Here is an 11,413-nt window from a genome sequence, read left to right as displayed (position 1 = left end):
CAGCCAGGCCACGTTCCTGCAAGCGATCAGCGCCGCCTTCGGCAACACGACGTTCCAGCAAGCGATCAGAGCCACCTTCGGCGACGCGGTTACCTTGCAGGCGGTCTGCACCACCTTCGGCAACACGACTTTCCATCAGGCGATCCGCGCCGCCTTCAGCGACAACCGGGTGAGCAAAAGCGTTTGCAGCGAGTACCGAGAAAGCGAGGCTAAGCAAGATTTGGCGTTTCATGGTGGTGTGCTCCGAGTGTTTTAGTTGGGTGTCGCTCTGTATGGGTTTGATGTTACGCGCTGGATTTTTTTAGAGAACTTCATTGCACTGATGGTGACTATCGATGCCAGCGATGACCCGTTTTGGGGCGGGCCATCGCACCGACGGTCAAGGCATCTGCGGTACTTCCTGAGGGCGCAGGTCGAATACCAGCACCTCGGCGTCCTCGCCGTGGCTCAGGCGAATCTCACGTTCATCGCGCACGCGGGCACCGTCGCCTTCGTGTAAACGCTGGCCGTTGACCTCGACGCTGCCCCGCGCCACATGGATGTACACGTGGCGATCTGGCGGCAGATCCAGGCTCGCGCTTTCGTCGCCGTTGAACAGGCCGGCATACACCCGCGCATCCTGGCGAACATGCAGCGAACCGTCGGTGCCTTCCGGCGAGATGATCAACTGCAAGCGCCCGCGTTTCTGCGCCTCGCTGAAATGCTCCTGCTGATAGCGTGGCTCGGCGCCAGCCTCACTCGGCACAATCCAGATTTGCAGGAAGTGCACGCCACGGGTCTGGCTGTGATTGAACTCACTGTGGGCCACGCCACTGCCGGCGCTCATCAGTTGCACATCGCCAGGGCGAATCACCGAACCGGTGCCCAGGGTGTCCTTGTGTTCCAGGGCGCCTTCGAGCACATAAGAAAAAATCTCCATGTCGCGGTGCGGGTGCTGGCCGAAGCCTTTACCGGCCGCCACCCGGTCATCGTTGATCACCAGCAGGTCGGAAAAACCTTGCTCGTTGGGGTTCCAGTAGTTGGCGAACGAGAAGGTGTGAAACGACTTCAACCAACCGTGATTGGCGGCGCCGCGTTCGGAAGCTTTGCGAAGGGTCAGCATGATTTCGTCCTCAAGTGAGCGTGGGCTGCGAGATGCAGAGCGCTTGCGTTGAGAAGAAGGTTACTGGTTACTGGGATATTCATTAAGAAGCTTGAATTTGAATAACTGTCTCTTGTGAGTTGACAGTTAAGGGCGTGTCATAATGCTCGCCGCCTTTCTTCTCGATGGACGCTTCCCCCTTATGAAAACCGTGGCCATGGCGCTGTTTCCGGACTTTCTGCTGCTCGACATGGCCGGGCCGCTTGAAGTGTTTTCGATTGCCAATCGCTACCTGCCGGCGGCGTCCCACTATGTCATTCTCACCCTCGGCACCGAGCCCGGCCCGCTGCGCGCTTCCAATGGCGTGAGCGTGCAGCCGGACTTGCTGCTGTGCGACGCGAGGGATGCATATGACCTGTTGCTGGTGCCGGGCGGCCCGGGTGCCTATAACGAATGCCACCCCGACCTGTTGCCATGGCTCAAGGCCGCCGCGCCAAGGGCCGGGCGCTTCGGCTCAATCTGCACCGGTGCCTTTGTGCTCGGGCATGCCGGGCTGCTCGACGGCCACCGCGTGACGACGCACTGGCACTACACCGAGCGGCTGATCAAGGCGTTCCCGGCAGCGATCGTCGAGACCGATCGCATTTACCTGCAGGACGGTCGCCTGATCACCTCGGGCGGCGTCACGGCAGGCATCGACCTGGCGCTGTCCATCGTCGCCCAGGACCACGGCAAGCACGTGGCGGTCGAAGTCGCCAAGGTGCTGCTGGTGGTGATGAAGCGTCAGGGCGGCCAGGCCCAGTTCAGCCCGATGACCGCCGCCGTCGCCCCCCATGAAAGCGCAATCACACGGGTGCAGAACCACGTGCTGGCGCAGCTGGATCAACCGTTCAGCATTGATTCCATGGCGGCGCTGGCGGGCATGAGTGCGCGGCACTTTGCGCGGCTGTTCGCCAAAGAGGTGCAGATGACGCCCATGGCGTTCCTGCAAGGCGCGCGTATCGACCGCGCGCGCCATTTGCTGGAAACCACTGACCTGCCGCTCAAGACCGTGGCGTTCCACGCAGGCTTCGGGAGCGTGCGGCATATGCGCTTTTTGTTCAGTGAAAAGCTCGGCCTCAACCCGACCCAGTACCGCCAACAGTTCAGTTAACGGCCGGATGTCCGTCCCGCGCACTCCAAAGTCCGTCTCTCTCCCCGTGCCGGCATTGTCCTGTCACAGCCAGCTGGCAAGATAGCCCAAGGCCCACGGACAAGGATGCGCAAACGCCAGAGACCGGGCGTTTCAGCGCTTTTGCACAGATGAATACCCCCTCTGCAGTCAGCTTTGGCCCCTACACCTTTCACCGGCAGCAGCGCCTGGTGAGCAAGGTGGGCTTGCCGGTGCCTTTGGGCGGGCGCGCGCTGGATATTCTGGCGGTGTTGCTGGAAACCCCGGGCGAGTTTGTCCGTAAAGACACGCTGATCGCGCGCGTCTGGCCGTGCAGCGTGGTGGAAGAAAACAACCTGCGCGTGCACATCGCGGCGCTGCGCCGTGCGTTGGAGGGCGCGCGCTATATCCTCAATGATCCGCAGCGCGGCTATTGCTTCCTCACGCCTGCGACGCTCCCAAGCGCGCTGCCCCGGCATAACCTGGCCGCGCGGCTCAGCCCACTGATCGGCCGTGATGAGTTGCTGGGCGCATTGGCACGGCGGTTGTCCGGGCACACCTTGATGACGCTCACCGGTAGCGCGGGCGTCGGCAAAAGCAGCCTGGCGCTGGCGTTGGCTGAGCGCGTGTTGCCACGTTATCGCGACGGTGTGTGGTGGGTGGACCTGGCGACCGTCGAAGCCCCGGTGACGATGCTGCGCCACCTGGCCCAGGCGATGAATCTGACGCCCTGTGGCAATGCCGCCGAACTGTGCGATCAATTGGCCAGGCGTCAGCTGTTGCTGGTGCTCGACGGTGCCGATTTATTGCTCGGGGCCTGCCGTCACCTGGTGCTGACCCTGCGCCGGCGTGCGCCGCAGGTGACAGTGCTGTTGAGCAGCCGTGAAGCCTTGCAGGTACCCGGCGAGTGGGTGCAGCGCGTGCCGGGGCTGCGGCTGCCCATCCCGTCGGCGTGGGCCAGTGTCGAGCAGGCGCTGGTGTCTCCGGCGGTTCAGTTATTTGTCGCAAGGGTGCGCGCCGGGCAGCAGGGGTTTGCCTTGCGGCTGCAGGACCTGACGCCATTGCGCGACATCTGCAGGCGTCTCGACGGTATTCCCCTGGCCCTGGAACTGGCCGCGGCTCAGGTCGATGCCCTGGGTGTGCAGGGCGTGCATGCGCAATTGCGAAGGGGCCAGCAGGTATTGGCCCGTGGCCGCCGCACCGCCGTAGAGCGCCACCAATCCATGGCCGCAGCGCTGGACTGGACCTGTGAACGTTTGAGCCTGCCCGAGCGTTGGCTGTTCCTGCAACTGGCGCTGATCAAAATGGCTGTGACCCTGCAAACCCTCGGCACACTGGTGCGGGGTACCGAGCTGGAACACGCCGATTTGGCCTATCTGCTGGCGCGGCTGGAAAGTGTGTCGTTGCTGGAAGTGGAGCCCGGCCCCGGCGCACGGCGTTATCGCCTGCTCAACAGCGCGCGCAGTCACGCCTTGGCGCAACTGCAGGACCCGGTACAGATCGCGCGTTTGCAGCAGGGATATGGGCATTATCTGGGACCGTTTTCAGGCCGGCCGTTTGTCCTGCAACTCGTCGAGCAGGCGGCGTGCGCGAGCTAGGTCTGCGCTGGAAAAGCCTTCGGTAAATCGACTGTAAACCGAGTTCAATACGTCGCGCGCCGCTCTCACGCGGCCCTGGCGTTGCCATAACAACGCCAGGGACGTTGCGCTGCGCAGTTCCCAGGCGAGCGCGCCCTGCTGATGCGCGAGGCCCAGAGCCTCCAGCAACAGCGCTTCGCCCGCGCGAGCATCCGGCATCGCCTCGCCCCGCACCCGCAGAATCTCCGGCGTGCACCAACCGGCGGCGCCATTACTGGCGCGTTCAAACAGGGCGTCGTCCACCGGGGCGGCATTGAAGGTCACCAGAATATCCTGGACCAGGCCCAGGCCCAGCAGCTGTTCCGGCGGCGCCGTGCCTTCATAGTGCCGGGCCCAGGTGTGGAACAGCTGCACCGAGTGTTTCTGGGCCTGTTGCAGCAACAGCTCCAGCAGTGATTGCGCGGATGCGCTGTCGCCGTTGTAGCGGGCGATGACCACGCCCGCCAAGGCCAGGGTGTAGCAGATCGAGGTGCCATGATTGATCTGCAGCGCCAGCTCCAACGCCTGGTTCGCGCTACGCCAGGCCTGCTCCGGAAAACCGCGCAGCCACAGGATGCGCGCCAGGATCGTCAGCGAGGCCACGCTCTGGTCGTATTGCACGCCAAAGCCATGGGTAAACCGATTGAGGTGGCCACTGTGAGCCATGCGCTGAATCACTTGCTCTGCGTTGTGCAACGCCAGCGCCTGGTTGCCCGCAAAGTGTTGCGCCAACACCCGCAGGCGTTGGGCGCTGAGGTCCAGCAAAGGCTCGGTTTGCGGGCCCAATTGATCAAAGTGCAGGCTTTGCGCCAGCGCCTCGCGATAGTTGCCGCTGCACAGGTTGACCGCCATATGGCCCGACACGGCGCGTAACTGGCCGGCGAGGTCCTTGCCCGCTTCCGCCAGGCGTCGCGCGCAGGCGAACGCTTCGACCGTCTGCGGCGTGCCGCCCTGGCTGTGGTAGGAAAAACTGCCCAGGGCCAATTGCAGCGCCATGTGCAACCGCTGACTCGGCGCAGGCGATTGGGCCAGCCGCGCCAGCGCCTTGCCCACGTAGAGCCCGTGTTCGCGCAGCAGCGACAACTCTTGCCACAGCGGCATCGCGCTCACCGTCAGGCGAATGCCCAGCAGGTGCGCGCCGTGGTCGCTCAGGCACCCGTCGAGCGCGGCGCGGATATCTTCCCGCAGCGGCGCATAGCGGTCGATCCAGCAGTCGGTGGCGATCAGTTCCCAGTCGTCCTGCGCCTGTTCCATCAGCGCCAGAAGGCGTGTTGCATGGCGCTCACGGGTGGTGTCGAGTTCATCCGCGGCACTGAGTTTTTCCAGGGCATAGGTGCGCGTGATATCCAGCAGGCGATAGACCATATCGTCATCACCGGCCTCCACGTTCAGCAGTGATTTGGCCACCAATTGGCTGATTGAGCCCAGCACTTCGTTCGGCGCGATGTGTTCCCCGGCGATCACCGCTGCCGCGCTGGCCAGGCTGAAACCGCCGCGAAACACCGCCAGGCGGCGCAGGCAAATTTGCTCGCAGGGCGTGAGCAAATCAAAGCTCCAGTCCAGCGTGGCGCGCAGGGTTTGTTGACGGGGCAGGGCGCTGCGTCGGCCTTGGGTGAGCAGGCGCAGGTTGTCTTCCATCTGCACCAGCAACTCGGCCAGGCCGAAGCGTTCGATCTGCGCGGCCACCAACTCGATCGCCAGCGGAATACCGTCGAGGCGCTGGCAGAGGTCGATGGCCAGCGGCAGTTCGGCTTCGCGCAGTTCAAAGCTGTCCTGGTGGGACATCGCCCGCTCCACCAGCAATTGCAGCGCCGGGTAGCCCAGGGCCTGGGCGCGGTTGCCGGTGGCGGGGGGGCAAGCCAGGGGTTCCAGGCGTTGCACGTACTCGCCTTCGGCCCGCAACGCTTCGCGGCTGGTCGCCAGGATGTGCAGGTGGGGCGCATGGCGCAGCAGGGTTTCGCTGATCAGTGCGATGTCGTCGAGCAGGTGCTCACAGTTGTCGATCACCAGCAGCAACTGCCGTTCGCGCAGGTTGCGCGCGAACGTTACCAGGGGTTCATGCTCGGCGGGCGTGAGGTCAAGCAGGGCGGCGAGGTTGGGCAGGATCATCGACGGCGCGCTCAGCGGTGCCAGGTCCAGCAGGCGGATACCGTCGCGGTAATGCCCGATCAGCAACTCCGCTACGCGCAGTGCCACGGTGGTCTTGCCGATGCCGCCCGCGCCCGTCAGGGTGATAAAGCGCTGCTGGGGCAGTTGCTGCACCAGTGCGTCGATCAATGCCTGACGGCCGATCATCCGCGTGCGACACAGCGGCAGGTTATGGCCCTGGCTTTGGGGCAGGCCGTCGGCGGGAAGCGTCATGGGTTCGATGCTCAGTGGCGCCACAAAACTGTAGCCTCGCTGGGCCACCGTCACGATATAGCGCTGCCCGGCCTGGCCATCGCCCAGGGCCTTGCGCAACGCCGCCATATGCACGCGCAGGTTGCCGTCTTCCACCACGCTTTTCGGCCAGACCCGCGCGATCAATTCCTGCTTGCTCACCACGTTGCCGGCCTGTTCCAGCAGGATCAGCAGAATGTCCACCGCGCGCCGCCCCAGGCGCAACGGGCGACCGGCCTCCAGCACCAGGCGCTGGCGCGGGTGGATGCGGTAGGGGCCGAACTGCACGGCCTGGTCGCTGAGGTCACTCATGGTGGCCCATGCTCCGGGAAAAGGGTCCGGGCAGCATAGGGCAGGCGGGGGCAGACCACTAGGCCGCAATCACTTGAGAGGTGTGCCGCGATTGGTGGTTTCGCCAGGTCATCGGGTTGACGCCTTCGCTGCGGGTGAACATATGGCAGAAGTGCGCCTGGTCGCAAAACCCGCACTCCAGGCTGATTTGCGTGAGGCTCAGGGCTGAACCGGTGATCAATTCCTTGGCGCGCAGGATGCGCTGTTGGCGAATCCACTCCTGGGGCGACAGCCCGGTGCTGCATTTGAAGGCCCGCGAGAAATGGCTGCGCGACAGCGCGCAGGCCTGGGCCAGGTCGGCAATCGCCAGGCTTTCGCCGAGGTTGGCCAGGATCAATTGTTTGGCAATACGCTCGCGCCGGGGGCATAGGCCGCCGGTAGCGGATAAACGGGGGGCACAGGGCTCAAGTCGGGCCATGACAAATATCCGCAGTCGATGGGAGCGTTCCCGGTGAATGGATGCAGTGTAGACCGCTTCATTCTTGGCGCCGGACCGTCTGGCTGACGAGTTAATCGTTGTTAATTTCGCCAGGTATGCGCGCGTAAAAGACAGCACAGGCATGCAATCGCAGCACCGCTTTGCATGCTTATCTGACGCCTTGAAAACCGTCTGGATAGCGCCATGAACCGCAACGACCTGCGCCGCGTCGACATGAACCTGTTGGTGATTTTCGAAGCCTTGATGTTCGAGAAGAACCTGACCCGGGTCGCCGAAAAGCTCTTTATGGGCCAACCGGCGGTGAGTGCGGCGTTGGGGCGTCTGCGCGATTTGTTCGACGACCCGTTGCTGCTGCGCAACGGGCGCGGCATGGAACCCACGCCACGCGCGATGGCGATCCTCAAGGAGTTGCAGCCCGCCATGGACACCATTTCCGGCGCGGTCAGCCGCGCCAAGGATTTCGACCCGTCTACCAGTTGCGCGGTGTTTCGTATCGGCCTGTCGGATGACGCCGAGTTCGGGCTGTTTCCGCCGTTGCTCAGCCAACTGCGTGAGGAGGCACCGGGCATCATCGTGGTGGTGCGCCGCGCCAATTACCTGTTGATGTCTGCGCTACTGGCCAGTGGCGAGATTTCGGTGGGGGTGAGTTACACCACGGAGTTACCGGCGAATGCAAAGCGCAAAAAACTGCGGGATATTCCGTGCAAGGTGCTGCGCGGGGATGACGGTGTGGCCGCGCTGACACTGGATGAGTATTGCGCGCGACCCCATGCGATGGTCTCGTTTTCAGGGGACTTGAGCGGCAATATCGACCTGGACCTTGCCCGCATCGGCCGGGCGCGCAGGGTGGTGTTGGCGGTGCCGCAGTTCAGCGGGTTGCGGGCGTTGCTGGCGGGAACGCAGATTATTGCGACGGTGCCGGATTATGCGGCGTGTGCATTGACCGAGGGCACGGCGTTACGGGCGCAGGATCCGCCGTTCGAGATCGAGGCGGCGGAGTTGTCGATGGTGTGGAGTGGGGTGCATGACAACGATCCGGCGGAGCGCTGGTTACGGGCGCGAATCAGTGAGCATATGTCGCGGGTGCATTGACCGGGACGGCGACGAGGCCGGCCCGGGGGTGGCGGGTTTCAGTGCGCTGCCTAAGTGAAGTCGGTGCCGCGCGAAACCGGCTCCCAGGCGTGAATCTCCGCGCGCAGGGCGTCGAGCTTGGCGGTCACATGGTCCACCGCATCATTGCCCAGCAGCAAATGCGCGGGCGGCTTGCTGCTGGCCACCACCTGCATCATTGCCAGTGCCGCTTTCGCCGGGTCACCGTCCTGATGGCCGCTGCGGGCCTGGCGCGAGGCACGCACCGCGTCAAACGAGGCGTCATAGTCGGCAATCGCGCGTTCAGCCCGCACCATCGAACGCCCGGCCCAATCGGTGCGAAAGCCGCCTGGCTCAATGGCCGTGACATGAATGCCAAACGCCTTCACTTCTTTACCCAGCGCCTCGGAAATGCCCTCCAGCGCAAATTTGCTGCCGTGGTACACGCCCAACCCGGGAAAGGTGGTCAGGCCACCCATCGAGGTGATGTTGAGAATGTGCCCGCGACGACGTTTGCGCATGAACGGCAAAATCGCCTGGATCATCGCCACCGCGCCAAACACATTGACCTCGAACTGTTGGCGCACATCGTCCAGCGGCGACTCTTCCAGCACGCCTTCATAGCCATAACCGGCGTTGTTCACCAGCACATCAATGGCGCCGATATTTTTCTCGATCTCGGCAACCACCGCGGGCACGAACAGGCTGTCGGTGACATCCAGCAGCCGCGCAAAGGAATAGCCGGGTTTGATGCGATCAAAGGCTTCGATGGCTTCGGGCCTACGCATGGTGCCGACGACGCGTTCACCGGCGGCGAGCAAGGCGTCGGCCAAGGCCTTGCCGAAGCCGGAACTGACGCCTGTGATAAGCCAGGTTTTCTGTGAGGGTGCAGGCATGGTGACCTCCTGTGAGTGTGCCTGGGATCTTTCGCTTTTAACCTCAGGCACACAATCGGGCCGCGCCTGTTCAGGCTTTGAAGGCGCGCTTCATAATCATCCGCCCGCCATGTTTTCCGAGGTTACGATCTGTGGTGCGATATACACCCGATGCCGCAAGAGGTCGAACGCCTCGGCGGTTTGTAATTCCACCAGCAACTGCACCAGCGCGGTGGCCGTCTGGCGCGGCTGGGAGTCCATCACCACGTCGATCAGGCCTTGGCGCAAGGCCCGGCGCGACAGCTCGGTGGACTCCTGCAAAATGCAGCACAACGCCGGGCGCACGGGCAGCTGCGCCAGGGCGTTGATGATGCCGTCACCGCCGCCGCCGACCACGCACAGGCCGCGCAGGTCGCTATGACGGCTGAGCAGATCGAGGGTGGCTTCTTCGGTGATGTCACTGTTGTCGAGGTTGATCAGCGGCTCCAGCGGTTTGAGCCCGGGGGCGTGTTCGGCGAGGTAGCCGTGCAAGCCTTCGACCCGCGCCTGATGGCCGAGAAAGCGATGGCCGCCCAACAGAATCCCGACGCTGCCTTTGCGCGCGCCGCACATGCGTGCGAGCAGCCAGCCCATGGTGCGTCCGACCACCCGGTTGTCCTGGCCCACATAGGGTTCCGCGGCGTGCTCGTGGATAGCCGAGAGCAGGGCGACCACCGGCACACCGGCTTCGCGGATTTGCGCCAGGCACGCGTTGATCAGCGGGTGGGCAAAGCTGACCACCGCGAGGGCGTCGCACTGCACGGCCAGTTGTTCGATTTGCGTGACGATGGCGCTTGGCGTTCGGTCGACAATGTAGTCGAACTGGCAGGTCAGGTTGGCGCTGGCGTGCTGCTGCGCCGCGTCGCTGATCGATTGGGCGAGGTTGGCATAAAACGCTTGGGCGGTGCCCAGCAACAGGATGCCGAAACGGTAAGTGGGGCGGCGTTCACGAATACGTTGGCCGATCAGCCGCGCGGCAAAGTAACCCACGGCTTCGGCGGCCTGGAACACCTGCTCGGCGGTCTCTGGATTGACCGGCGCACGCGCGTTCAATACCCGGTCGACGGTGGCGACACTTAAACCCGCCTGCGCGGCAACGGTGGCGATGGTCGGGCGTTTATTGTTGTTCATGACAGGCCCCATGAGCGTCTTGATAGAAAACTATCAAGCCCCGCTGGGACCCGATGATAGCTTGATAGGGAATGGATTCAAGGCCTTGAGGGGGATTTGCCGGTTCACTATCGTTTGTTTCGCAAAGCACCTGAACATCACGCTTGCGGAGAACAATAATAATGCCTGAATCCACCGCTCATCCCGCCCGGCGCGACTACAGCCTGACAGGCCCGGAAGCTGCCCGCGCGGCAGAAAAAGGCCTGGTCTCGGCCCAGTGGTACCAGTCGCCCATCTCGCGTAAACGCATGAAAGAGCTGATGCAACGCCGCGACGCCCCGGCCTTGCTCGACACCGCCCTCTGGTTCATTGCGCTGTTTGCCAGCGGGTTTGGCGGCTACTTCTTCTGGGGCTCCTGGGCCTGTGTGCCGTTCTTTATGGTCTATGGCGTGCTGTACGGCACGGCGTCCAACCCGCGCTGGCACGAAACCGGCCACGGCACCGCGTTCAAGACCCGCTGGATGAACGACGTGCTGTATCAGGTAGCGAGCTTCATGTGCATCTTTGAACCCCATGTGTGGCGCTGGAGCCATGCGCGGCACCACACCGACACCATCGTGGTCGGCCGTGACCCGGAAATCGTCGAGCCGCGCCCGCCGAGCCTGTTGATGATGGGCCTGAGCCTGTTCAATCTGCCCCTGGCCTGGAAGACCTTCAGCGGCGTGGCGCGCCATGTCAGCGGGCGCATGAGCGCTCAGGAGCAAGACTTCATTCCCGAATCCGAGTGGCCCAAAGTGTTCCGCGCGGCGCGGATCTGGGTCGGCGTTTACGCGGTCGTGATCGGCACCGCTTTGTACCTGCACAGCTGGCTGCCGTTGATGCTGGTGGGGCTGCCGAGTCTCTATGGGGCCTGGCTTGGCTACCTGTTTGGCCTCACCCAGCATGTGGGCCTGGCTGAAGATGTGCTCGACCACCGCAGCAACTGCCGCACGATTTACATGAACCGCGTGCTGCGCTTTATCTACATGGACATGAACTACCACCTCGAACACCACATGTACCCGATGGTGCCGTACCACGCCCTGGCGCAACTGCACGAAGAAATCCGCGCTGATTGCCCGCCGCCGTACGCCAACCTGTTCGAGGCCTACCGGGAAATCATCCCGACGATCTGGCGGCAGCGTCGCGATCCCGCTTATTTCGTGCAGCGCACCCTGACGCCCCAGGCAGCAACCACCGCCCCGGTACCTGCACACGCCACTGCTGGCTGATCCCGCTTAACAA

The 11,413-nt window shown here is 63.6% G+C and carries 10 protein-coding genes; 4 read left to right on the top strand and 6 right to left on the bottom strand.

The genetic code is table 11. The features are described 5' to 3' along the window. Both BFW87_RS29075 and BFW87_RS29070 read right to left on the bottom strand, forming a co-directional pair. On the bottom strand, positions 1-232 hold a 232-nt coding region (locus tag BFW87_RS29075), incomplete at its 3' end, for a hypothetical protein (protein ID WP_078743161.1). A 147-nt stretch (positions 233-379) separates the two neighbouring features. Next, the gene (locus tag BFW87_RS29070; RefSeq protein ID WP_078743160.1) at positions 380-1,102 is read right to left on the bottom strand and encodes a pirin family protein; all 723 of its coding nucleotides are present in this window, start codon (positions 1,100-1,102) and stop codon (positions 380-382) included. 181 nt (positions 1,103-1,283) lie between these two features. Between BFW87_RS29070 and BFW87_RS29065 the strand changes: the two genes are divergently transcribed. Together BFW87_RS29065 and BFW87_RS29060 are read left to right on the top strand one after the other, a co-directional pair. Then, entirely contained in the window at positions 1,284-2,234 is a 951-nt protein-coding gene (locus BFW87_RS29065) for a GlxA family transcriptional regulator (protein WP_078743159.1), read from the top strand. A 149-nt stretch (positions 2,235-2,383) separates the two neighbouring features. Beyond that, the gene (locus BFW87_RS29060; protein WP_078743158.1) at positions 2,384-3,829 is read left to right on the top strand and encodes an ATP-binding protein; all 1,446 of its coding nucleotides are present in this window, start codon (positions 2,384-2,386) and stop codon (positions 3,827-3,829) included. On the opposite strand, the gene BFW87_RS29055 is transcribed toward BFW87_RS29060, so the two are convergent. Further along, complete coding sequence (locus BFW87_RS29055; RefSeq protein WP_078743157.1) at positions 3,776-6,538, bottom strand: ATP-binding protein; 2,763 nt, start codon at positions 6,536-6,538, stop codon at positions 3,776-3,778. The two genes, BFW87_RS29060 and BFW87_RS29055, sit on opposite strands and share 54 nt — an antisense overlap. Before the next feature lie 58 nt (positions 6,539-6,596). Then, on the bottom strand, positions 6,597-6,995 hold the full coding sequence (locus tag BFW87_RS29050) for a helix-turn-helix domain-containing protein (RefSeq protein ID WP_078743156.1): 399 nt from the start codon (positions 6,993-6,995) through the stop codon (positions 6,597-6,599). A 204-nt stretch (positions 6,996-7,199) separates the two neighbouring features. Here BFW87_RS29050 and BFW87_RS29045 point away from each other — a divergent pair, with 204 nt between their 5' ends. After that, positions 7,200-8,108 (top strand): LysR substrate-binding domain-containing protein, encoded by a 909-nt coding sequence (locus BFW87_RS29045; RefSeq protein ID WP_078743155.1) that lies wholly within the window; start codon positions 7,200-7,202, stop codon positions 8,106-8,108. A 50-nt stretch (positions 8,109-8,158) separates the two neighbouring features. On the opposite strand, the gene BFW87_RS29040 is transcribed toward BFW87_RS29045, so the two are convergent. Together BFW87_RS29040 and BFW87_RS29035 are read right to left on the bottom strand one after the other, a co-directional pair. After that, positions 8,159-9,001, bottom strand: coding sequence for an oxidoreductase (locus tag BFW87_RS29040; protein ID WP_078743154.1), 843 nt, complete (start codon positions 8,999-9,001; stop codon positions 8,159-8,161). Between the two features lie 96 nt (positions 9,002-9,097). Then, positions 9,098-10,150, bottom strand: coding sequence for a LacI family DNA-binding transcriptional regulator (locus BFW87_RS29035; protein WP_078743153.1), 1,053 nt, complete (start codon positions 10,148-10,150; stop codon positions 9,098-9,100). A 161-nt stretch (positions 10,151-10,311) separates the two neighbouring features. Here BFW87_RS29035 and BFW87_RS29030 point away from each other — a divergent pair, with 161 nt between their 5' ends. Continuing rightward, on the top strand, positions 10,312-11,400 hold the full coding sequence (locus tag BFW87_RS29030) for a fatty acid desaturase family protein (protein WP_078743152.1): 1,089 nt from the start codon (positions 10,312-10,314) through the stop codon (positions 11,398-11,400). Positions 11,401-11,413 lie beyond the last annotated feature (13 nt).

This window comes from Pseudomonas fluorescens, assembly GCF_002022275.1.
In the GTDB taxonomy this organism is placed as follows: domain Bacteria; phylum Pseudomonadota; class Gammaproteobacteria; order Pseudomonadales; family Pseudomonadaceae; genus Aquipseudomonas; species Aquipseudomonas fluorescens_AJ.
This window is presented reverse-complemented; position numbering and strand designations above follow the sequence as displayed.

Excerpts from the sequence above, each read along its gene's own strand:
- BFW87_RS29070 (WP_078743160.1), bottom strand. The coding sequence starts at position 1,102 with ATGCTGACCCTTCGCAAAGCTTCCGAACGCGGCGCCGCCAATCACGGT.
- BFW87_RS29065 (WP_078743159.1), top strand. The coding sequence starts at position 1,284 with ATGAAAACCGTGGCCATGGCGCTGTTTCCGGACTTTCTGCTGCTCGAC.
- BFW87_RS29060 (WP_078743158.1), top strand. The coding sequence starts at position 2,384 with ATGAATACCCCCTCTGCAGTCAGCTTTGGCCCCTACACCTTTCACCGG.
- BFW87_RS29055 (WP_078743157.1), bottom strand. The coding sequence starts at position 6,538 with ATGAGTGACCTCAGCGACCAGGCCGTGCAGTTCGGCCCCTACCGCATC.
- BFW87_RS29050 (WP_078743156.1), bottom strand. The coding sequence starts at position 6,995 with ATGGCCCGACTTGAGCCCTGTGCCCCCCGTTTATCCGCTACCGGCGGC.
- BFW87_RS29045 (WP_078743155.1), top strand. The coding sequence starts at position 7,200 with ATGAACCGCAACGACCTGCGCCGCGTCGACATGAACCTGTTGGTGATT.
- BFW87_RS29040 (WP_078743154.1), bottom strand. The coding sequence starts at position 9,001 with ATGCCTGCACCCTCACAGAAAACCTGGCTTATCACAGGCGTCAGTTCC.
- BFW87_RS29035 (WP_078743153.1), bottom strand. The coding sequence starts at position 10,150 with ATGAACAACAATAAACGCCCGACCATCGCCACCGTTGCCGCGCAGGCG.
- BFW87_RS29030 (WP_078743152.1), top strand. The coding sequence starts at position 10,312 with ATGCCTGAATCCACCGCTCATCCCGCCCGGCGCGACTACAGCCTGACA.